The organism is Acidithiobacillus sp. TH-A117 (genome assembly GCF_057473465.1).
The window spans coordinates 173,521-196,030 of record NZ_JBYCKQ010000029.1 but is presented as its reverse complement, the minus strand read 5'-3'; the positions used below and the strand labels follow the sequence as shown (position 1 = coordinate 196,030).

Annotated in this window: 15 protein-coding genes and 1 riboswitch; of the genes, 12 read left to right on the top strand and 3 right to left on the bottom strand. The window is 53.9% G+C overall.

Features of this window, described 5'->3' with window-relative positions; translation table 11 throughout:
• Positions 1–41 precede the first annotated feature (41 nt).
• From AC2VLR_RS07285 to AC2VLR_RS07270, 4 genes are read left to right on the top strand one after another with little or no spacing between them, the layout of a single operon-like run.
• Complete coding sequence (locus AC2VLR_RS07285) at positions 42–752, top strand: MBL fold metallo-hydrolase (RefSeq protein ID WP_486881522.1); 711 nt, start codon at positions 42–44, stop codon at positions 750–752.
• A gap of 10 nt (positions 753–762) precedes the next feature.
• Positions 763–2,397 carry a cytochrome ubiquinol oxidase subunit I gene (locus AC2VLR_RS07280; RefSeq protein ID WP_486881521.1) on the top strand — a complete coding sequence of 545 codons (1,635 nt, stop codon included), beginning with the start codon at positions 763–765 and terminating at the stop codon, positions 2,395–2,397.
• Positions 2,398–2,409: 12 nt separating this feature from the next.
• Entirely contained in the window at positions 2,410–3,543 is a 1,134-nt protein-coding gene (cydB, locus tag AC2VLR_RS07275; protein ID WP_486881520.1) for a cytochrome d ubiquinol oxidase subunit II, read from the top strand.
• A gap of 15 nt (positions 3,544–3,558) precedes the next feature.
• The gene (locus AC2VLR_RS07270; RefSeq protein ID WP_101537451.1) at positions 3,559–3,756 is read left to right on the top strand and encodes a cytochrome bd oxidase small subunit, CydX/CbdX family; all 198 of its coding nucleotides are present in this window, start codon (positions 3,559–3,561) and stop codon (positions 3,754–3,756) included.
• A 193-nt stretch (positions 3,757–3,949) separates the two neighbouring features.
• Here AC2VLR_RS07270 and thiC read toward each other — a convergent pair whose 3' ends face one another.
• The gene (gene thiC, locus AC2VLR_RS07265; protein WP_486881519.1) at positions 3,950–5,836 is read right to left on the bottom strand and encodes a phosphomethylpyrimidine synthase ThiC; all 1,887 of its coding nucleotides are present in this window, start codon (positions 5,834–5,836) and stop codon (positions 3,950–3,952) included.
• A gap of 62 nt (positions 5,837–5,898) precedes the next feature.
• Positions 5,899–5,995: riboswitch (TPP riboswitch) on the bottom strand.
• A 432-nt stretch (positions 5,996–6,427) separates the two neighbouring features.
• Between thiC and bcsA the strand changes: the two genes are divergently transcribed.
• The 5 genes from bcsA (at position 6,428) to AC2VLR_RS07240 (ending at position 14,874) form a co-directional block, all read left to right on the top strand.
• On the top strand, positions 6,428–8,941 hold the full coding sequence (gene bcsA / locus AC2VLR_RS07260) for a UDP-forming cellulose synthase catalytic subunit (protein WP_486881518.1): 2,514 nt from the start codon (positions 6,428–6,430) through the stop codon (positions 8,939–8,941).
• Entirely contained in the window at positions 8,938–11,148 is a 2,211-nt protein-coding gene (locus tag AC2VLR_RS07255) for a cellulose biosynthesis cyclic di-GMP-binding regulatory protein BcsB (protein WP_486881517.1), read from the top strand. The genes bcsA and AC2VLR_RS07255 overlap by 4 nt, the downstream gene beginning before the upstream one ends.
• Complete coding sequence (gene bcsS / locus AC2VLR_RS07250) at positions 11,148–11,879, top strand: cellulose biosynthesis protein BcsS (protein ID WP_486881516.1); 732 nt, start codon at positions 11,148–11,150, stop codon at positions 11,877–11,879. The genes AC2VLR_RS07255 and bcsS overlap by 1 nt, the downstream gene beginning before the upstream one ends.
• 56 nt (positions 11,880–11,935) lie before the next feature.
• A complete protein-coding gene (gene bcsZ / locus AC2VLR_RS07245; RefSeq protein WP_486881515.1) occupies positions 11,936–13,159 on the top strand; it encodes a cellulose synthase complex periplasmic endoglucanase BcsZ in 1,224 nt (407 codons plus the stop codon).
• Positions 13,160–13,248: 89 nt separating this feature from the next.
• Entirely contained in the window at positions 13,249–14,874 is a 1,626-nt protein-coding gene (locus AC2VLR_RS07240) for an ABC-F family ATPase (protein ID WP_486881514.1), read from the top strand.
• On the opposite strand, the gene AC2VLR_RS07235 is transcribed toward AC2VLR_RS07240, so the two are convergent.
• Both AC2VLR_RS07235 and AC2VLR_RS07230 read right to left on the bottom strand, forming a co-directional pair.
• A complete protein-coding gene (locus AC2VLR_RS07235) occupies positions 14,837–15,127 on the bottom strand; it encodes a hypothetical protein (protein ID WP_486881513.1) in 291 nt (96 codons plus the stop codon). The genes AC2VLR_RS07240 and AC2VLR_RS07235 overlap by 38 nt on opposite strands.
• On the bottom strand, positions 15,120–16,571 hold the full coding sequence (locus AC2VLR_RS07230; protein WP_486881512.1) for a phosphomannomutase: 1,452 nt from the start codon (positions 16,569–16,571) through the stop codon (positions 15,120–15,122). The genes AC2VLR_RS07235 and AC2VLR_RS07230 overlap by 8 nt, the downstream gene beginning before the upstream one ends.
• Before the next feature lie 176 nt (positions 16,572–16,747).
• Here AC2VLR_RS07230 and AC2VLR_RS07225 point away from each other — a divergent pair, with 176 nt between their 5' ends.
• The 3 genes from AC2VLR_RS07225 (at position 16,748) to AC2VLR_RS07215 (ending at position 22,507) form a co-directional block, all read left to right on the top strand.
• A complete protein-coding gene (locus tag AC2VLR_RS07225; RefSeq protein WP_486881511.1) occupies positions 16,748–20,074 on the top strand; it encodes a DEAD/DEAH box helicase in 3,327 nt (1,108 codons plus the stop codon).
• 115 nt (positions 20,075–20,189) lie between these two features.
• A complete protein-coding gene (locus AC2VLR_RS07220; protein WP_215843646.1) occupies positions 20,190–20,561 on the top strand; it encodes a hypothetical protein in 372 nt (123 codons plus the stop codon).
• A complete protein-coding gene (locus AC2VLR_RS07215) occupies positions 20,558–22,507 on the top strand; it encodes a lytic transglycosylase domain-containing protein (protein WP_486881510.1) in 1,950 nt (649 codons plus the stop codon). The genes AC2VLR_RS07220 and AC2VLR_RS07215 overlap by 4 nt, the downstream gene beginning before the upstream one ends.
• Positions 22,508–22,510 lie beyond the last annotated feature (3 nt).

The following is a 22,510-nucleotide window of genomic DNA, read 5'->3' as shown; positions in this document are numbered from 1 at the left end:
TGCTGATACTGCGTGTTCGTGAACCACTCAGGATGGAACCCATGATTTTCAGACAACTCTGCCATACGCACAAAGGCACACTCAGTTATCTGCTGGGCGATCCCGTCACCAGGGAGGCCGTTATCATTGATCCGGTGCCAGAACTTCTGGACAGCATGACCCGTTTCATCGATGAACGGGGGTTAATCCTGACCTATATCCTGCAAACCCATTACGATGCGGAGCAGCTTATTGCCGGTGAGCAGTTGAAATCGGGCAGCGCTGCCCGCATGGTCGCCCACGAAAGCACTAAGGATGCGGCTCTGGATCTGCGTCTGCGCCACAAGGACATTCTCTATTTTGGCGAGCAAAGCCTGCAGGTATTGCATACGCCGGGACACAGCCCTTGCGCAGTGACTTACTACTGGGAAGACCGCCTGTTCACCGGCAAGACCCTGCTGGTCAACAGTACCCTGCCCTGTCCCAGCAGCGATGCCGCACGCATCTTATATCAAAGCATTACTCAGCAATTGATGACTCTCCCGGGAGAAACTCTGGTTTATCCCGGTCTGGAAAATAAAGGAAGACGCCTGACCAGCGTTGAAGAAATCCGCCGCAAAGACCACTGGTTCCATAACAAACGTGGGCATCGGGAAATGTTTGAAAAATACTCCCGACTGTTCAGCACCAGTCAAGCTGTAAAAAACCCCGGGGCACCGGATGAAGAGGTGCACCGTTATAGTCCGGATCGTAACGCTCCGGTTTCTTTGTAGGAGGATGTTCATGGATATGTTAATCAATCCCACGGTGGTCGAGCTTTCGCGCCTGCAATTTGCGCTTACCGCTCTGTACCACTTTTTGTTTGTTCCCCTGACTCTGGGCCTGACCTTTATCCTGGCCACTATGGAATCAGTGTATGTCATCACCGGAAAGCCCATTTATAAGGAAATGACCCAGTTCTGGGGCAAGCTGTTCGGAATCAACTTTGCCCTGGGTGTGGCTACCGGCCTCACCATGGAATTTGAGTTCGGCACCAACTGGTCCATGTACTCGCATTTCGTGGGCGATATTTTTGGTACACCCCTGGCCATTGAAGGGCTGATGGCCTTTTTCATGGAATCCACTTTTGTGGGCATCATGTTTTTCGGCTGGGATCGGATCAGTGCCAAGGCTCACCTGGTCGTCACCTATCTGGTGGCACTGGGCTCCAATCTCTCCGCCTTATGGATTCTGATTGCCAATGGTTTCATGCAGGATCCCCGGGGCGGCACCTTTGATCCCAACACCATGCGCCTGGAATTCAGCAGCTTTGTGCAACTGATATTCAATGAAGATGCCCAGGCCAAGTTTGTCCATACTTCCATCGCGGGTTTTGTGACCGGCTCCATGTTCGTCATGGGGATCAGTGCCTTTTACCTGCTCACCAACAAGCGCAAGGACATCGCCCTGCGCTCCTTCCGTATTGCGGCTGTTTTCGGCGTGATTTCCACCATTGGTGTAGTCACCCTGGGTGACGCCCTGGGCTTTATTGATGCCAAGGCCCAACCCATGAAAGTGGCGGCCATGGAAGCCATCTGGAACACCGATTACAACACGGCATCCGCTTCCTGGAATCTGATTGCCTTTCCAGACAAGACGGCTGGGAAAAACCTGTTCGAAATAGGTATTCCCTATGTATTGACGCCTTTGCTGACCCATTCCGAAGACACGGTCATTCCCGGCATTCATCAACTGGTGGATGAAGCCAAACCCAAGGTGGTCAATGGCATCAAGGCCATGGTGGCGCTGAAGGAATACAATCATGACCACAGCAACCTGCAGGCTTTGGCGACCTTCAAACAATATCAGGCCGATATGGGCTACGGCTTCCTGGCCATGCAGTACGCTCCCGATCAGGATCTGAAAAAGGTCGATGCCGGCAATATGACCAGCGTGGTGGACAAAACCGCGCAGGAAACCGTTCCCAATGTCTGGGTAGAATTCTGGGCTTTCCGCATCATGGTGGCTTTTGGTTTCATCATGCTCGCCATTTTCGCCTTTGCGGCTTATTTCAGCCTCAAGAATGATATCGAAAAACATCCCCTGTTGCTGAAAGTGGCCATGTGGAGCATTCCCCTGCCCTGGTTCGCCTGCGAGTTCGGCTGGATTACCGCCGAAAATGGCCGGCAACCGTGGACGGTGTACAACATGCTACCGACCTTTGTTTCTGCCTCCAGTCATAGCGTCGGCTACATGATTTTTTCCTTGATCGGCTTTGTGCTGCTCTATAGCTCCTTCATCGCCGCCGAGATGTATCTGATGTTCAAATATGCCCGGCTCGGCCCGCAAAGTTCGCATCACGGGCATGACAAGGCTCCGGCCGGTGGTGGTATGGCAGCTCAGCCTGCTTTCGCCAAACCCAGCCTGAACAAGCAATAAGGAGTCAACATTATGGATCTTTATATCGGACTCAAAGTATTGTGGTGGGTGCTGCTGGGCGTGCTGCTCATGGGGCTTGCCATCATGGTGGGCATGGATATGGGCGTCGGCACCCTGCTGCGCTTTGTCGGCAAAAATGACGGCGAACGCCGCCAGGCCCTGAATGTGGTCGGCCCGCACTGGGATGGCAATCAGGTCTGGTTCATTCTCGGGGGCGGGGCGATTTTTGCCGCCTGGCCTACGCTCTATGCCACTTCTTTTTCGGTGTTTTACATTGTCATGATCCTGCTGCTGTTCAGCATGATTCTCCGGCCGGTGGCTTTTGAATATCGCTCCAAAGTGGCAACCAGCAAATGGCGGGACTCCTGGGACTGGGTGTTTCTGGTCTCCGGCTTTCTGCCCATGTTTGTTTATGGCGCGGCCATCGGCAACATTCTCGAAGGCGTCGGTTTTCATTTTGGCTGGGACGGCCAGTATTATCAGACTGAGTCATTTATCTGGTATCTGCTCAATCCCTTTGCCATTCTCAGTGGTCTGCTGGCAGTCAGCATGTCTATCTATCAGGGTGGAGCCATGCTGATGCTGCGAGGTACCGACCCCATCTCCAGCCGTGCGCGCAACTATGCCAGCACGGCCGGGCTGGTGGCGATTGTGCTTTTTGTGATCGGTGGTTTCATGATTGCCGGTATGCCTGGTTATCGCCTGATCAGTGGTGATCCGGGCATGCCCGCCAATGCGGTGAGTGGTCAGGTCGTGCATCTGGTATCCGGTGCCTGGTTGGATAATTACGCGGCCCAGCCGATTTTGTGGCTTGTGCCTTTAATAGCCATTGCCGGGATGCTTCTGGGTGCCCTGATGCTGCGCGCCAACAAGCCGATCATCGGCTGGTGGCTGGGCGCCATTGCCTGGATTGGTATTCTGGGCACGGTGGCTGCTTCCATGTTCCCTTTCCTGATGCCTTCATCAGACAATCTCAATCAGAGTCTGACCATCTGGAATGCTTCGGGCAGTCGTTACAACCTGATCTGGATGACCATATTTACGGTCATTTTTGTACCGACCATTCTCTCCTACACCACCTGGTGTTTTCGGGTCATGCGCGGCAAGGTCATCAAACCGGATCCCGCTGATGATCATGCCTATTAAGGGAGGTATTGCACCATGAAAAATCTGTTTACTTTTGCCGGGATGGCGCTGATTTTGGCCTTATCCCTGTTTCTGGCAGTGATTACCGGTGACTACGGCCCCTGGTACTTTGCCTGGCTGGTAGGGACAACCATGATTGTGCTGATTGCCGTCGCCGGCGCGGTCATGTACGAAAAACAGGATGGGGAGCGCCAGGGTAAAACCGGCCATTGACACTAAGGAGCCTGCAGATGCATCTGGAAGACTATATATTCTTTTTACCTGTGGTCTATTTTTTAATCACCGTTATCGCGTATTTTTATACACGCAAGCGGTTCTGAGACTTGCTGTGGGCCGGAATCTGTCCGGCCCCCTATACAAAAGGCCCGGATATTCCGGGCCTTTGCTGTTGAGAAAGCCCTCACAATCAGCGCAGATAAATATTTTTCCCCAACTTCCGGAAGTCTTCGGCTTTTTCCTGCAAACCCTGGGCACGGGCTTTTTCCAGATCTTCTGCCCCCTGACCACGGGCATATTCCTGCAAATCCTGGGTAATTTTCATAGAACAGAAATGCGGCCCACACATGGAACAGAAGTGGGCGGCCTTGGCGCCTTCCTGGGGTAGAGTTTCGTCGTGGTATTCCCGGGCTTTTTCCGGATCGAGACCGAGATGAAACTGGTCCTCCCAACGAAACTCAAAACGTGCCTTGGACAGGGCATTATCCCGCACCTGGGCACCGGGATGTCCCTTGGCCAGATCGGCGGCATGGGCAGCAATCTTGTAGGTGATGGCGCCTTCCCGTACATCATTTTTATCGGGCAGACCGAGATGCTCCTTGGGGGTGACGTAGCAGAGCATGGCGGTACCGTACCAGCCGATTTGGGCCGCACCAATGGCACTGGTGATGTGATCATAACCGGGGGCAATATCGGTGGTCAGCGGCCCCAAGGTGTAAAAAGGTGCTTCGTAGCAATGCTGCAACTCTTCGTCCATATTGGCGCGAATCATCTGCATGGGCACATGACCAGGGCCCTCAATCATCACCTGCACGTCATGTTTCCAGGCGATTTGGGTCAATTCTCCCAGAGTATGCAATTCGGCAAACTGGGCTTCGTCATTGGCATCGGCCAGGGAACCGGGACGCAGGCCATCGCCCAGGGAAAAACTGACATCATAGGCTTTCATGATTGCGCAGATTTCCTCAAAGTGCGTATAGAGGAAACTTTCCTGATGATGGGCCAGGCACCATTTGGCCATGATGGAACCGCCACGCGACACGATACCGGTCAGGCGATTCGCCGTCAGCGGCACATAACGCAGCAGCACACCGGCATGGATGGTGAAATAATCCACACCCTGTTCGGCCTGTTCAATGAGGGTATCCCGATATAATTCCCAGGTGAGATCCTCGGCCTTGCCATCGACCTTTTCCAGGGCCTGATAAATGGGCACTGTGCCAATGGGTACCGGGCTGTTACGGATGATCCATTCGCGGGTTTCGTGAATATGCTTGCCGGTGGACAAATCCATGACTGTATCTGCACCCCAGCGAATGGACCAGACCATTTTTTCCACTTCTTCGGCAATGGAGGAAGTCACCGCCGAATTACCGATATTGGCATTGATCTTGACCAGAAAATTACGGCCAATAATCATGGGCTCCAGTTCCGGGTGATTGATATTGGCAGGAATGATGGCCCGACCCCGGGCAATTTCATCGCGCACAAATTCCGGGGTCACCCGCTCTGGTAACTGGGCACCAAAGGACTCTCCACGATGGGCGCGAAACAGTTCAGGATGACTAGCCCGTAATTTTTCCAGGCCCTGATTTTCGCGAATGGCGACGAACTCCATTTCGGGCGTGATGATACCGCGCCGGGCATAGTGCATCTGGGAAACATTGGCGCCTTCGGCTGCGCGGCGGATTTCCCGACGCTGCTGGAAGCGCAGATCAGCTGTTCTGGCATCTGCCAGACGGGCACGACCATAGGCAGAACTGGGTTCGGGCCGATGCTCCAGAGGGGTATCCATCGCCGTCCACTGCCAGCGGGTAGCCGGAAGCCCGGCATGAATATCAATGGATGTATCGGGGTCCGTATAGGGGCCGCTACAATCATAAACAGGAATGGCGGGATTATGCACAACACTGCCATCGCGGTTACGGGAGTCGGTCTGCTGGATTTCCCGCAAAGGGATACGCAATTCCGGATATAATTCACCCTGCAGATAGGTTTTGCGGGAGCCCGGAATGGGGCCAAGGGTGATGGATGCTTCCTGTAAGGTATTGCTCATATCCGTAGGACGTGTAGCCATTGCGTATTCCTCCATGTTCCACTTTGCTGCATGAAATCTGATCCGGACAGAAAACGCGGGCACACTGCCCTGCTGCGCTTCCCTACGCCGGCATGACCCGGATCAGGTTCCAAGGGTTCCTCTCAGCCTGCCCCCTGGCAGACGCCCCTAGCGTTGATACTATTGTGCAAACTAAAGGATGGCATGCCTGACTGTCAAGCATTCATCTCGGCACTCACGCTTCTCGGTCAGCAACCAAAAGGTATTTTGGAAATTTGTTTTATTGTTTTTTCCAAGGCGTAATAGCAATCCCCAAAATACCTTCACGCTTCGCGCTTTATTGGTGCAAAATCTCATGGCATCACCAATTTGGTGCGTCTTAAAGTTCTCACATATCCAAGACCGTATCTTTATTAATCAAAATATTACCAATGTTGTGTAATATTTATTTAACTTCATTTCGTTATTTTTGCATCTTATATTATGGCATGATTATTGCTATAGATTGCATGATTCACATTGATATTAAGGTTGCATTTTATCAAGTGTCATACAAATGAAATATTGCTGTGCTACTGTTTTCCAACCCACCCCAATGAGGAGATGGTTATCATGCGAATACAGGTTTCCTTACTGTTTCAGCCTTTACAAAGCCTTTTGCGACAACTTCGGCGCGGCATTGCTTCGCAGATTGGTTCTGTACGTTCATGGATGCTTCCTGGTGACAGCAACTTGCAGCAGATCCGTTTTGAAAAACTGTTTCAGTGGGGTTCCGCAGCAATGATTGGAATGATCCTGTTGTTGGTCGTATCCCTTGCTGAAATTCAGATTCAGCTCGATAAGCAACTCATACTTTCCGGGGTTCTCGTGGCCATCATGCTTCTGCTCTACAATTGGGACCTCTGGAACCCGAGCAGGACCAGCCAAATATTGGCCCGCTATGCAATCATCTTCACCAGTGCCTATTTTGGCTGGAGATATCTCTACTGGCGGGCAACGGAGACCATGCCCACAGGCTATGGTGCAGTCAGTGAAGTTGCAGGACTGATCCTGCTGCTGGCCGAATCCTACGGATTCATCATGCTGATGTTCAATCATCTGGTGAACATTCACCCCATCGAACACCAAATCCCCTCCTTGCCTGTACATGACGAAGACTGCCCGAGCGTGGATGTATTTATTCCGACCTACAACGAAGAATACGAAGTGATCATTCCGACTCTGGCAGCAGCGGTCAACCTGGACTATCCCAAAAGCCGCTTCACTGTCTGGATACTTGATGACGGAGGTACCGATAAGAAGTGCCAACAGAATGATCCGCAAAAGGCCCAGGCCGCCCAACAAAGGCGCAACGATTTGGCAAGGCTGGCCGCTGAATATGGAGCCCGTTATCTGACCCGGGTGGCTAACGAACACGCCAAAGCAGGCAACATTAATAATGCCTTGGCTCAGTCCCATGGAGATCTGGTGGCCATTCTCGATTGCGACCACATTCCCACTCGGGATTTTCTGCGTAACACCGTTCCCTTTTTCCTGGGCGATGCCAAACTATTTCTGGTTCAAACCCCTCACAATTTCGTTAGCCAGGATCCCATCGAAAAAAATCTGGATCTGCCGATGGGACCTGGTGAAAACGAATTATTCTATGAGGTGATGCAACCTGGGCTGGACTTCTGGGGAACCTCCTATTTTTGTGGATCGGCGGCGGTCCTGCGAGCACCTGTGCTGAAATCCCTGGGAGGAATTGCCGGACAGACCATCACTGAAGATGCCGAAACCACCATTGATGCGATGCGGCTCGGCTATCGGACCTTGTACCTGAACAAGGCCATGGTCAGTGGTCTGCAGCCTGAGACCGTCACCGGCATGATTGTTCAGCGGGTTCGCTGGGGCACCGGCATGCTACAGATTTTCTTACTCAAGAATCCCTGGCTGCAAAAAGGCTTGAGCACGATTCAAAAGTTACTGTACACCAACCTGATCGTGTACTGGTTGTTTGCCTATTCTCGACTGGCCCTGTTACTGGCACCGCCAGCCTATTTGATTTTTGGGGTAACACTTTGTCATACCACACCATCACAGCTCATGGTTTATCTGGCACCCTATCTACTCAGCTCGTTGTTGGTTGCTCAGCATTATTATCGGCGGGTACGTTGGCCATTCATATCCCAGGTCTATGAGACCTTGCAAAGCATTTTCATCGCAATGTCAATGAGCAAAGTGCTGTTTCGGCCCAAATCACCCAGTTTCAAGGTGACGCCCAAAGGCGAGTATCTGGATCGCCATTTTCTGTCAGTTCTATCCTGGCCTTTTTATCTGTTGCTTGGCGTCAACATGCTTGCCATCTTTCGCGGAATAAACCTCCTCCAGCAACCAGGAGCACGTATTGACGCCATCATATTCGTCCTATTCTGGGCCGTACTAGATACCCTGTTTCTCCTTGCTGTCCTGGGCGTTACTCATGAAAAGCCCCAACGACGCTCTTCGGCGCGGGTACCCCTGAGAAAATCCCTGACCCTGGAGTGTGCTGCGGGTAATAGAATTCCCGCGCATACCGTTGATCTCTCCTGGCGTGGTGCAGCACTGGCTATCGACCGTCATACCGGCACCATTCAGCTGGGCGCTCCACTCATACTCGACTTTGGTGAGGGCCAACAGTTGCATGCAAAAATCAGCGGGTTGCGAGATGCGGTTGCCGGCAAGGAACTGCTCATCTCAGTGCGCTATACACCCAATTCTGCTGCAGATACGATGACCGCCGTGGCCATTGCCTACGGATCCAGCGACGATCTGGTCGAATTGGCCAAATCGCGGCGTCGGTCGCGCAGTATCATTGGCGCATTATTACTTTTCATCCGGCTGGCGATGATTTATGGCATCAGGCACCTCTGGCATTTGCTGAGCAATCTGTCACTGGGTGATCGCTGGCAAAGCTTGGCCTCAGTGTTACTTCGCGCACGCAAATGGCTGCCATCATGGCAGAAAAACCGGCAGCAGCAATTGGCATCGACGCTGGCACTTCCCGCACCATCACTTCCTGCCACCCAGACAATTGAACCCGATATGCCAGAGCAGCAAGCGACCTGGAACAAACCATCCCATCTCCCCGAAGAGGTCTTGGTATGATCAAACCGATCATTGTACGTTGGCTAGTCAGTTTCCTGCTTTTCTCCGTCGGGTCATGGCCGGTCTTGGCTGCCACTGGTGCACCGACTGCGAGTACCTCATCCACTAATGCAGCCACAGCGAACAGGCCGGTAGCATTGCCATTTGCAACCACTATCGGCAACAAGGAACCGATCCGCTTGCAGGGTCATGGAGCGACAGTGCGAATCCCCTTCTCCGTGCCTTATGGAGAAGATGTCAGTCAAATCCAGGTCTCTCTGCAGGGACGCATATCCCAGGGAATGAATGGTTCGGTTCTGCTGGAGGCAGTCTCCCATGACCAGGTGATAGCACAGGTTGTACTTAAACCTAACAGTGAGCTTGATAACCAGTTTGCCATTCCCACCAAGCATCTGGATGCTGGTTTTCATACGCTGGTCCTCAAACTTGTAGGCGTAGCGGGGGATTCGGAATCCAACTGGATACAAATTGATCCACGAACCTCTCTGTTCAGCTATCAGAGCACACCCAAGAGTATTGAACCCCGCCTCGACCATTTGGATTGGCTGTTTGACCGCGCATCCCTCGATTATGCTCCGGTCGTTCCCATCTATGGCATGCACTCTTCTGATTATATAGAGGCTCTGGCTTATGCCGCCCAGGGTATTGGGCTTCGCTATCAGTTTCTGCCCACCCGCATTCAGGTCAATTCCTTGCGAACCTTCCTCGGTACCGCACAAAAACCTCTGGATGCCGTGTTTAAAGACCTACCTGCCAAAAGCCGCAGCGCCCTGCTCATTGGTACTTCATCTGAATTGGCGCAGGTGTTGCAGGAATTAGGCACTCCAGCAATTCGCAAGGCTACGATTCTGGTTCGGCATTTTCCCGGTCATTCCCACCACTATATCCTGATACTGACCGGTACAGATCCAGGAGAAGTATTGATGGCAGCCAAAAACTTTGCCAATATCCAGTTGCATTACCCATCCGTCGCTGAACTGGCCGTAAAGACCTCGCAGAATTCCGGGCGATCGGCATTTCCTCCCCTGACGGCTGCTCCTTTTTCAGCAACCAGCTTTCCACTTCTGGCCGCAGGTTTCAAGACTACCACCCTGAACGGGTTCAGTGGACCAGTGAGTATGCAAATCTGGAATGGCGGTTGGCAGCGGGATGGAGAATTAAGTCTGAATCTGGTTTATTCGGCCGGCATGTCCCCCACTTCGGATGTCAATGTGCTTTTCAACGGCGCTCTGGAAGGTTCGATTCCACTGAATGATTTAACCGGCGGCAAATATCTGAAGTATGCCGTCAGCATCCCCAGCACTGAAGTGAAATCCGGTTGGAACACACTTACCCTTGTTCCTAATCTGATACCGGCAGCAACACATGATTTTCTTTTTAATGCCGAACGTGCCAATCTGCAACTCAGTGTATTTGCCAACTCCAGCTTTACCTGGCAGGGAGGCAATACCTTGCGGCATTTCGATCTGACCGCGCTGAGCACGGCAGGCACTCTGGGCACAAACAAAGACCAGACAGTCAATCTATTTGTACCTACCATGGCCAAAGACCGCGTTCTCTCAGCCATGGCCACTTTGATCGGCAAGACCGCCCAACGCTATGGTACTTCATTCTCCGTGCATACCGGAGGGCTGGATGATTTACGTCAGGGACCGATTCTTGCTGTGGCACCTCTGCGCCAATTACCCCATTCCTTTCTGACACATCTCGGCTTGACCGATCCAGCCGAGGGTGGTCCCGACTGGGGATTCACCCGTACCTTGCAGGATATCCCGGGAAACAGCGAAGATCAGCAAAATCATTATCACTTTTCTCTGGCCAACGTGGGACTGGCTTTCAGTTCCAGCTACGATGGGCACCCCCTCATCGTTTTTTCGGCATTGGATGATGATACTCTGAATGAGGCCATCAATTCCCTCATTCAGTTCGGACTTTGGCCACAACTGCGGGGTTTCACGGATTGGTGGCAAAACCATGGAAGAACTGTCCATGCCATCGCTATGGAAAACGATCCTTTTTACGCCTTTGGGACCAGTGGGGGCATAGGTGTCTGGGCAAGCCGCCACCTCTGGTGGGCAATTCTCATATTGCTGATACTCGCGGCATTGGCCTCGACATTGATCTATGCAATGGTGCGTAGACGCTATCATCGTCTGCCTAAAGAGTCTGCGATTCAGTCAGAAGGCTCCAAAACCGGGGGTAGATAATGACGAACTCCAACTCCTTTCGTACTCGCCTGTTCCGGATGTGCCTAATCATGGGGTTCACCCTCACGGTCCTGGCTCCGGCTAGCGCCGCAGCACAAAGCTTGCTGCTGGGAGGCGTACAGCGCTCTGCACAAAGCTCCTACAACTATCTGGGTTGGATTCAACCCATTGCTGGCGGAAGCCTCGGTCAAGGCTTCTATGTCCAGGGTTTCGCCAGTTATCTGCAATATCAATATCAGAGCAGTGCTGACGGAGTCGGCGTCCTGGTTCACGCGCAAGCCCCCGGCATTTCGGCAGGATTAGGTTATGCCTTCGCCGCCGGAGCACTGCAGTTCAATGTTTCTGGAAGCGTTGCCTATCAGTACTTTTCCCTGACCCCCGCCATTCCTGCGGGTGGTCCTTTCCAGAGTAGCGTCACCTTCATACCGCAATTGCAGGTCCATTTACCCCTGGGCAACGGATTTTATTTTTCTGGAATAGGTAGTTATGCTTTTGGTCAGGGCTCCTACTGGTCGCGAATGCGACTGGGAATACCCGCACTACCCTGGCTGCATCTGGGACCAGAATTCATTCCTTCCGGGGGCAGAACCTACAGCATCAGGCAGTATGGAGCCTTTGTTGATGCCAGTTTACCCGCAGGATGGGGAGTCACACTCGAAGGCGGTCTGCAGCGTCAAAAAAATCTGCCCGATGTGGGTTATGCAGCGCTATCATTAAGCAAAACTTTTTAACTGATATTGGGGAGGGATTGATTGACAGGGAAGACAAGTCCATCCGGGAGGTAGCAATGGATAAAAAATGGATCCGGATTGGCGTTGGACTTTTTTGTGCGGGCTTACTGATGAGCAGTAGTACTCAAGCCATGATCTTGCCTACACCTTTGGTAACCATTTCAGTGGCCCATTGGCGCAGCTTCTGGTCAGACTATTCGCATATTTTCATTGACGATCAGGGCCGCGTCATTGATTTCCACCAGCACGGCGACAGCACTTCGGAAGGGGAATCCTATGCGTTGTTCTTCGCTCTAGTCGCCAATAAACCTGCACAGTTTGCCAAAATTCTTTCGTGGACCAACAATAATCTTGCCGCTGGTCAACTGGGACCCAAACTGCCCGGCTGGTTATGGGGAAAGAATCCCGATGGGAAATGGATGCTGCTGAGCCCGCATTCCGCCGCCGATGCAGATCTTTGGCTGGCATATACCTTGATACAGGCCGGAAAACTTTGGCACCGGTCAGATTATACCGATTTAGGCCTGACCTTGGCGCAGACCATAGTCAGGGAAGAAGTAGTCACCATTTCTTTTTCCAGTCGTGTTAACGATCGCAGCGTTCATCTGAGTTACACGCCGATGTTGTTGCCTGGCTATTTTGGCTTCCACCTAGCAGCAGAACAATATGTATTCAATCCCAGCTACTTACCCTTACCCCTTTTGCTCGGCTTAGCCCAAGCGGACCCGCAGGGACCCTGGCAGCAGATGGCTTCGCAGTTACCGCAATTCTTACATGCCATTTCTCCCCATGGGTTTGCGCCGGATTGGATAGGTCTCGACAATGGCCGGCATTTCTTTGTGCCGCCCCAAGGTGGTGAAGGCAGTTACAATGCCATCCGCGTCTATCTATGGGCAGGCATGGCGACAGAAGAAACCCCTTTTGGACCGGAAATACTCGCCGCCTTGCCGGGTATGCACACATTTTTACAGCAACATGGGCTTCCGCCCTTGTCAGTGGATGCTGCGAACGGCAAAACACAGGGCACAGGGCCAGTCGGCTTTTCCGCCGCTCTGCTCCCTTATCTGGCAGCAGAGCATGACCAGTCCGCATTTAATCGACAACTGCAGCGAGTACAGGAAGCGCAAAATCCAGGCACGGGATTATTAGGTACGCCTAGCTATTATTACGATCAGAATCTGGCCCTTTTTGCGCTTGGCTATCTCAGCCATAGTTTTGATTTCGGCAAGAATGGGGCTCTATGTACCTGGTGGTCTCACCCAAAAACTTCAGCCAAATAGATCTGAAGGCATTTCTTGAGGAAGTAGCAATAGACTAACCATTCAGTGTTATCATCCCGCCCGTTCATGACCGTTTTTTGGAGTTTGCCGTGCTCAGCACCCATCAACTGACCATGCAGTTTGGTTCCAAGCCTTTGTTTGAAAATGTGTCCGTGGATTTTGGTGACGGCAATCGCTATGGCCTGATTGGCGCCAACGGCAGCGGTAAAACTACCCTCATGAAAATTCTCGGCGGCGATCTGGAGCCCAGCTCCGGTAATGTCAGCCTGAGCAGCGGCGAGCGCTTGGGCAAGCTGCGGCAGGATCAGTTTGCTTTTGAGGATGTTACTGTGCTCGACACCGTGATGATGGGGCACGCCGAATTCTGGAAAGTCAAACAGGAACGTGATCGCCTCTATTCCCTGACCGAAATGAATGCAGAGGATGGTATGGCGGTCGCCCATATCGAAAGTGACTTTGCTGAACTGGGGGGTTATTCGGCAGAAGCCCGGGCTGGTGAGTTGCTGACTGGAGTAGGCATTCCTCTGGAACAGCATAGCGGCCTGATGTCGGCTGTGGCTCCGGGCTGGAAGTTGCGCGTACTTCTGGCTCAGGCATTGTTTGCAGATCCTGATATTCTGCTGCTGGATGAGCCTACCAATAACCTGGATATTCATACCATCCAGTGGCTGGAAGAATTACTGGCGACCATCCCCAGCACCATTATCATCATTTCCCATGATCGGCATTTTCTGAACAGTGTCTGCACCCACATGGCTGATCTGGATTATGGCGAATTACGCATTTATCCCGGTAATTATGATGAATACATGCGTGCATCTACCCTCGTCAAGGAGCAACTCCTGGCCGATAATGACAAGAAAAAAGAAAAAATGGCGGAACTGCAGAGCTTTGTCAGTCGTTTTTCGGCCAACGCCTCCAAGGCCAAACAGGCCACTTCCCGCGCCCGCCAGCTCGAAAAAATCCAGCTGGAAGAAGTCAAACCGTCCAGTCGGCAAAATCCCTATCTGGTTTTCCAGCAGGAGCGCAAGCTCTATCGCTATGCCCTGGATGCCAAGGATTTATCCAAATCTTTTGAAGAATTGCATCTTTTCCATAAAATGCGCCTGCATATTGAGGCCGGTGAACGCGTGGCCATCATCGGCGCCAATGGACTGGGGAAAACCACCTTGTTACGTTGCCTGATGGGCGAATTACAACCCGATGCCGGCGTCATCAAATGGGCGGAGAATGTCAAGATCGGTTATTTTGCCCAGGACTATGCCCCGGAATTTGCCCGGGACATGACCCTTTTCGACTGGATGAGCCAATGGCGGAGTGAGAAAGACGACGATCAGACCATTCGCGGCGTGCTCGGCCGCCTGCTTTTCGGCCAGGATCAGGTGGGCCGTTCGGTCAAGGTGCTATCCGGCGGCGAAAAGGGCCGGATGCTCTTCGGCAAGCTCACCTTGCAAAAACCCAATGTGTTGATTCTCGATGAACCGACCAATCATCTGGATATGGAATCCATCGAATCCCTGAACAATGCGCTGGAAAAATTTGACGGCACCCTGATATTTGTCAGCCATGACCGGGAATTTGTTTCTTCCCTGGCTACCCGCATTATTGAATTTACGCCACGGGGGATTGAAGATTTCAAGGGTAGTTATGAGGATTATCTGCTGAGCCAGATCAGTGTCAGTGACGCCGGAAAAAAGGGCGTGAAAAGCCGATAACCAGTAGAAAAATCCCCAGCAGGAAAATGCCGCCGATCCATTTCCAGCGGACCATATTGAGGATATTGGCCAGATGCAACAGGCTCTGGGCTTCAGCATCCACCCCATGATGTACTGCCAGCACGGCGACGGCATTGGTTTTGAAGACCACCCCCAGATAACGAACGACCATCAGGAGCAGGTCGAAAATAATCAACCCGGTCCCTGCATACACCCATCCGGTCCGGGAAAAACGCGGCCATGCCTTAAACACGCCAGTCCTGCATGATCTGCAAAGCCGCACGCAGCATTCTTTCGGCTTCCTCAGCAGAATCCGCTTCGGTATAACAACGCAGTTCCGGAGCATTACCTGAGGGGCGCAGATGAATGATGGACCCGTTTTGCAGGGTCACCCGCAATCCATCGGTGCGATCCATACTCCGGGCAGGGCCGGCCACTGCGCCAAAAGACTGATTAAATGCTGACCGATTGCGGTTCTCATCGTCGCCATTGAAGGTATCCAGATGTTGCTGGCTGAGAGTGCCCGGAAAATTCTGGAGACGGTCACTGGCCGTAAAACGCGGCGGCAGACTCTCCAACAGCGTTGCAAGGGCCACGCCGCGCTCCTTTGCCGCTGTCAGCACGGTAAGCATGGGAAGAATGGCATCCCGGGTCGGTAGGGGCTGCAAGGTATGACCATGCCTCTGCAGGGGACTACCCAGCAGGAACCCGCCGTTGGCCTCATAACCGACCACCGGCGCTTCCCCGGCAGCCAGCGCCTCCTGCATGGCCGCAATCACGTAGGGTGAACCAATGCGGGTGCGGCGAATCCGGGCAAATAGTTGCGCACGTTCCAATGCGCTGTTGCTGCTGACGGGCGTGACGACACTATGGGCACCCAGGGCTTGGGCCGTCAGCACGCCCAGCACGTCCCCCCGCCACCAGCGACCACTGGCATCGGCAATCATGGGACGATCCGCATCTCCGTCGGTAGTCAGCAAGGCATCCAGTTGATGTTCGAGCACCGCTTGCCGGGCTAGTAGCGTATCCTCAGGGCGCAGGGCTTCCGTATCCAACGCCACGAAGTCCGCAGAACGCCCCAGAGGAAGCACTTCAGCGCCAAGATCCTCGAGCAAGTCCACCAGAAGATCCCGGGCCACCCCGGAGTGCTGATAAACACCGAGCCGCAGCCCTGCGAGACTGTCCTCGCCAAAAAAATCCCGATAACGCTGCTGATAAGCCAGCAGATAACGGGCATCCGCTTCCGGCAAATGCGGCGCCTGCAGCAAGCTCCCCGCCTCCGTAAACAATCCCGGAGCCACCTGCATGTCCTGAGCGAGAATACCGGCTTCGTCAGCTTTCATCAGTTCGCCGTGAGGACGATTGAACTTGATGCCGTTGCGGTCGAAAGGAATATGACTGCCGGTGACCATCAGTGCCGGAACACCGGCCGACAAACCGGCATAAGCCAGAGCCGGAGATGGCAAATAGCCAGCGAATTGCGGCAACCCGCCCTCAGCCAGCACCGCTGCCCAACTGGCAGCAAGAATACAGGGCGTGCTGGGGCGCAAGTCTCCGCCCAAAATGACCTGATTACCTTGGTGATACTCGCCGATCTCGCGGAGATAGCGCAGGAAGGCCCGCACATGGACGTAAACCACCTGGTCTGTCAAATCGCTCACCAATCCCCGCAACCCGCTGGTGCCAAATGCAGCCATATCCCCTCTGCTCCTTTTTCCGCGACTAAATTTCCACGACTTATGGGCATGATAACCAGTTCAGGGCCATGACGATATAACCACCCCCTCCCCAGACCGGTCCGGCCTGTGTATGATGAAGGTTTCGCCTTCACAAGAAATTTTCGCTTTCGCTCATGGCACATAATGATGACTGGATGAACTGGCACCATGCTCCTGCTATGGCTCCCAGCCTGGATACTTACGATCAAAACACCGTCAGGCACTGGCTGGGCGAGCAGGAGATCCGCAAGGCACTCCCCTACCGCCAGGCAGTCCAGCATCTGCAACGCCTTACCGATACGGAACTCAGTGCCCAGGTTCAGGGTAGCGCCCGTATCCCCTATCGGGTGGATATTCACCTCAGCCAGGGCCCCCTCATCAGCTTGTGTACCTGCCCGGTCGGCAGGCACTGTAAACATGTGGCGGCCGTTTTGCTGGCCTACCTGCAGGAACGCGGTACGCTGCAACCCGTCGATGGTCCCAGGCCCCATGTCATGCAATGGCTGGGCGCTTTGCGTTCGCATCTGCATCCGCCACCGCGCAAAATCCCGAGTACCACCTATCGCCTGCACTGGATTCTCGAAATACGCGGACATCTGCAGCAAGGCCCTATCCTCTATTGTCTGAAGGCCCGCTTCAATAAACAGGGCGTTTGTAATGAGCTCACCCCGTGGAGCAACTTTGAGCCAGCCCTGCGGCGTCCGCCCAGCTTTCTTGATGAAACGGATCAGGCCGCCATCCGCCGCCTGCTCATCGAAGACATTTACGCCAGTCGCAGCGGTCATTTCATGTTGGGGCCCCGTCATGGCAGCGCGGCACTGAGCATGTTGGCCGCCAGCGAACGTCTGTTCATGAATAAACCCGGTTCTTCACCACTACGGATGGGGGATCTTCGCAGCGCTAAACTCATCTGGAAAACAGGCAAAGCAACCGGCTCCAAAGACAGCGAGCAATTTCCGGTACTGATCACCGAGCCGCCCGCCCTGGTACTGCTGGCCCTGGATACCCCCTGGTATCTGGACAGTGACAATCTGGAGATCGGGCCCGTGGATACGCCCATCAAGATGGCGGTTTTGCAGGACTTGTTGCAGGCTCCTCCCCTCAATATCCAGGAAGCCGCCCTGCTCCGCAATCTCCTGGAAGAATCGGCCCCGGATCTGCCGGCGCCAGTTGTAGACCCCATCAAAGATCTTCCGGTCATTCATGCACCGCTCCAGCCCCAGCTATACTGTGACACCCTGTCGTTGATGGGCATGCAGTCCTATCGCCAGTACCCCAGTCTGTGGAGTTCCAGTTGTCGTTTTGATTATGGGCAACCTAGTTTTATTTACGGCCCTGCCCAAATTGCCGTGGATGACGACAGTGAAATCCAGACCCTGGACAATGGTGAAACCGTGCGGGTTCAACGGGATCGGGAAGGCGAAAAAAATGCTCTGAAAATCCTCGCCAAAACCGGCATGAAAGCTGCCAAGGCCAGTCTTTTTCATAGTCTGTCTTTACTTCCGCAAAACATATACGGACTGGCGAGCGAAGATGACTGGACAGAGTTCATGCAGGAAGGGGTGCAAATGCTGCGCGAGTACGGCTGGGAAGTACGCTGGCCGGAAGGTTTTCGTCATCACTTTTTGCAGATTGACGCCTGGGACATGCAGGTTGACGGAGAAGAAGCGGGTTGGCTGGGCCTGGATGTCGGTATTGTGGTTGAAGGAGAAAGACTGGCGCTGGCCCCCCTGCTCGGCGCTCTCTTTGCCCGGGACGGGCGCTGGCTCAGCCCCGGAGGCTTGAGCAGCATCCCGGATACGGAAAGCATTCACTTACATACCCCCTCGGGCGTACCCATTCAAACCCAGGCGCATCGTCTCAAACCCCTGGTCGGCACCCTGATTGATCTTTTCAGTCTGGGAACTGCCGGTCCTTTAAGGGTTTCCGCCTATGATGTTACGCGTCTGACCCACATGGATATGGATCAGTGGCGCAGTGAAGGTATGGAAGCCATCCGCCGCCTGAGCCAGCGCCTACCCCAGAGTGGCGAAATCCCCCCCGTCGAGGCACCACAGGGTATTGCTCTGCCTTTGCGGCCCTATCAACAGGAAGGTCTGGCCTGGCTGCAGTTTTTACGAGAACACGATCTCGGCGGCATTCTTGCTGACGACATGGGCCTCGGCAAAACGGCTCAGACTCTCGCCCATATCCTGCTGGAAAAAGAAAGTGGACGCCTGCAAAATCCGGCCCTGATCATCATGCCCACCTCGCTGATTCATAACTGGCGGGAAGAAGCTGAACGCTTTGCCCCGGCATTGCGGGTGCTTTCCCTGCACGGCAAGGAACGGCTGGGACTTTTTCGGGAAATGGGGCATCATGATTTGATTCTGACCACCTACCCGCTGGTCTGGCGGGATATTGACCTGCTCAAAGCCCAGCAGTTTCATCTGCTGATTCTGGATGAGGCGCAAATGGTCAAAAACGCCCAAAGCCGTGCCGCTGAGGCTATCCGCGAAATACCCACTCACCACCGCCTGGCCCTGACCGGCACGCCCCTGGAAAACCACCTGGGTGAACTTTGGGCGCAGTTTGACTTTCTCCTGCCGGGATTCATGGGGGATTTGCCCAGCTTCCAGAAAATCTGGCGTAATCCCATTGAACGACATGGAGATGTTGACCGTTTGAGCTTGCTCGCCAAACGCGTCCGTCCTTTCATTTTGCGTCGCAAAAAAGAAGAAGTTGCTCAGGAACTACCCGAAAAAACCATCATTATCCGTTCGGTGGATATTGAAGGTACCCAGCGCGATCTCTACGAAACGGTGCGCAGCGCCATGGACGAACGGATCCGCCAGGAAATTGCTGCCAAGGGTTTCCAGCGCAGTCAGATTGTCATTCTCGACGCCATGCTCAAATTACGACAGGTCTGCTGCGACCCGCGCCTGCTCAAAAGTGAAAAAGCCCGCAAGGTTCAGGAAAGCGCCAAACTGACCCTGCTCATGGAGATGATTCCCGAACTCCTGGCCGAAGGCCGACAGATTTTGCTGTTTTCCCAGTTTACGGAAATGCTGGCTCTGATCAGTGCGCGTCTGGATAAAATACATATTCCCTATGTGCAACTCACCGGCAGCACCCAGGACCGCAAAACACCCATCGATCGCTTTCAGCGCGGCGAGGTTTCCCTGTTTCTCATCAGCCTCAAGGCGGGGGGCGTGGGTCTGAATCTGACGGCCGCCGATACCGTGATTCATTATGATCCCTGGTGGAATCCGGCCGCCGAAAATCAGGCCACCGATCGCGCCCATCGCATTGGTCAGCAGCGCCGGGTATTTGTCTACAAGCTGATCGTAGCGGGGAGTATCGAAGAAAAAATCCTGGCTTTACAGGAGCGCAAAGCGATTCTGGCATCCGGCGTACTGGACAAGGCGCGCAAGGAGAAATTGCAGTTTGGTCCGGAAGACCTGGCTTCACTGTTGGCCCCCTTGCCGGAAAACAGCCGCTAAAAATCCATGAAAACTTTCTGACGAGATCCGCTCATGGCACTATAATGGGGGGCAGGTACATTATTTCCGGGATTGTTCATAGTGATCCATCCCTCATAAATATCAGGAAACAGACATGAACCAGCAAGAAGAACATCGTCGCGATCGCTTCATTATCAGCGGTGCCCTGCATGGGGTTACCGACTCGGCTCTGGCAGAACTCAAATTTTTTGAGGAAATGGGCGGGCATGTGGAGGTGCTGCCGGATAAACATCTGGTGCTGATTCAGTATGATGGTCGCTGCGGTGCCGAGGCTGAAGCCAAGATGGTGCAGATTTTAAAAAAGGCCGGTGAAAACTGCGACTCCCACGGCGTCATCTGTCACGGCAAGGATCACTGCGAACCCCTGAATCTGCATGTAGGCCCGCTGGCCAAAGATCATCCGCAACGTTCTCATTCACTGGCCAAACATCTGGGCCGCTGGCTGCATATCAAAAAACAATCATGAAAAATCGCTTGATTCCCTGGCTGCTGGCAACAGGAATGCTGGCCCTGTCCAGCAACGCGATCGCTGATCACATCCCTCTTTCGGCAAGCCAGGAGTCCTTGCTGCAGAGCGCCGCTCAGGCCTTTGCCCAGGGCAATTATCTCCCTGCAGCAGCGGCTTTTCCGGCACTGGCAAATACCTATATGGGAGCCTGGGTGGGTTACTGGTCCCTGCAACCCCGTCTCAACACCCTGACTCAGGAACAATATCTGCAATATTCCGCGCAGTTTCCTGACGGTGTGGCTCACCACTTGCTGCGCCGGCAATGGCTGCTCCAACTGGCCCATCGTCAGGACTGGAATGACTTTACCACGGTTTATCAGTCGGGAAGCAAGCCGGATCTCATTGAATTGCGCTGTGACGCCTTCCGCGCCCCCGCCTTGCAAAGCACAGCGGTCGTTTCTCCTTATTTTTTATGGAGTAGCGCTCCGGCCAATAACCATGCCTGTAATGCCATGGCCCGCGACAGCCTGCAGCAGGGTCTGATTACCCAGGAACAGCTCTGGCAACGCCTGCAACAGATGTTTACAGCCAGGGCTTTTACGGCCGCCCGCCAGTTTGCGCCCTACCTGAATGGTCGTGGCGGAGCACAACTCGTGTCCGTCATTGACCAACCGGAGCAATGGATTCAAACCCAAATCCAGCAATATGGCAGCGGCCCCTGGCCGGCAACTCCCGCCCGGCTGCTGGAACTGGCCTTATTGCGTCTGGCAGCCCAGCAACCCGATCAGGCCGTGCAATATGTCGCGCAACTCCAGACCCTGGATGCCCGCCAAAAAGCAGGGGTTCTCTATCAGTCTGCCTTTCAGGCAACCCAATCTTTTCGCCCTGATGCCGGTCAATGGTATCAGCAGGCTTATACAATAGACCCGCAGTTTCACCCGCGCCCTGAGGTGCTGGCCTGGATGATCCGTACCGCCATTCGTGATGGGCGCTGGGCCATGGTCAGTTCGGCGCTCTCCCTCATGGATACAGCGCAACGTCAGGATCGGCAGTGGCAGTTCTGGAATGCGCTAGCCCATCAAAAAATGGGGCAGATCGCTCAGGCCAAGGCAGAATTTTCCACCCTCGCTTCACCCTGGACATATTACGGACAATTATCCATGGCCGCCCTGGGACAATCCCTGCGCCTGGATCGGGCAACTCCCGAGCTGGAGCCGGTGGCCTTGGTAGCATTGCCGGAAAATGATTCGGAGCGGGCCGCCATCAAACTCTATCAGCTGGGACTGTATTACGATGCCTTGAGCGCGTGGGATCATTATTTGAAGTCTCTTACTGATCCTGCCCAGATTCAGGCGGCAGCGCGCATGGCTTTCCAGCAGCAGGCATGGCTTCTCGGCATTCATGCCAGCAGCCTCATCCCGGATGGCGGGGATTGGCGGCAGGGTTATGTGCTCCCCTACGCCGGGGAAATCAGTACTGCCGCCCAACGCACCGGACTGCATCGGGCTTTTCTGGCAGGACTGATTCGCCAGGAATCCGGTTTTGCTTTTGGGATCCGTTCGGATGTCGGCGCACAAGGATTGATGCAGGTCATGCCGGCTACAGCCGCCTGGCTGCAATCCCACATTCCCGCTGCGGCCAATGCGGATCTGCATAGCATCCGGGGGAATCTGGTACTGGGTTCCAATTATCTCAGCCTGCAACAACAAAGCTTTGGCGGCTCGGAGTTACTGGCTGCAGCCGCCTACAATGCCGGCCCCGGAGCCCCCAAACGCTGGCTGAGAAGCTGGACAGGACCGACCCAAGGCCCCTGGGCAGGCCCCATATTTACCGCCAACATCCCCTATCAGCAAACCCGCCATTATGTGCAGAGCGTGCTCACCAACACCATCATCTATGCCGCCATTCTCGAACATCGGGCTCAGGATATCTGGCCTCACTGGCAACTGGCACCCGCGCAATAGGCA

Bases quoted from the DNA above. Each gene is read 5' to 3' on its own strand.
- AC2VLR_RS07285 (WP_486881522.1), top strand. From the start codon at position 42: ATGATTTTCAGACAACTCTGCCATACGCACAAAGGCACACTCAGTTAT.
- AC2VLR_RS07280 (WP_486881521.1), top strand. From the start codon at position 763: ATGGATATGTTAATCAATCCCACGGTGGTCGAGCTTTCGCGCCTGCAA.
- cydB (WP_486881520.1), top strand. From the start codon at position 2,410: ATGGATCTTTATATCGGACTCAAAGTATTGTGGTGGGTGCTGCTGGGC.
- AC2VLR_RS07270 (WP_101537451.1), top strand. From the start codon at position 3,559: ATGAAAAATCTGTTTACTTTTGCCGGGATGGCGCTGATTTTGGCCTTA.
- thiC (WP_486881519.1), bottom strand. From the start codon at position 5,836: ATGGCTACACGTCCTACGGATATGAGCAATACCTTACAGGAAGCATCC.
- bcsA (WP_486881518.1), top strand. From the start codon at position 6,428: ATGCGAATACAGGTTTCCTTACTGTTTCAGCCTTTACAAAGCCTTTTG.
- AC2VLR_RS07255 (WP_486881517.1), top strand. From the start codon at position 8,938: ATGATCAAACCGATCATTGTACGTTGGCTAGTCAGTTTCCTGCTTTTC.
- bcsS (WP_486881516.1), top strand. From the start codon at position 11,148: ATGACGAACTCCAACTCCTTTCGTACTCGCCTGTTCCGGATGTGCCTA.
- bcsZ (WP_486881515.1), top strand. From the start codon at position 11,936: ATGGATAAAAAATGGATCCGGATTGGCGTTGGACTTTTTTGTGCGGGC.
- AC2VLR_RS07230 (WP_486881512.1), bottom strand. From the start codon at position 16,571: ATGGCTGCATTTGGCACCAGCGGGTTGCGGGGATTGGTGAGCGATTTG.
- AC2VLR_RS07225 (WP_486881511.1), top strand. From the start codon at position 16,748: ATGAACTGGCACCATGCTCCTGCTATGGCTCCCAGCCTGGATACTTAC.
- AC2VLR_RS07220 (WP_215843646.1), top strand. From the start codon at position 20,190: ATGAACCAGCAAGAAGAACATCGTCGCGATCGCTTCATTATCAGCGGT.
- AC2VLR_RS07215 (WP_486881510.1), top strand. From the start codon at position 20,558: ATGAAAAATCGCTTGATTCCCTGGCTGCTGGCAACAGGAATGCTGGCC.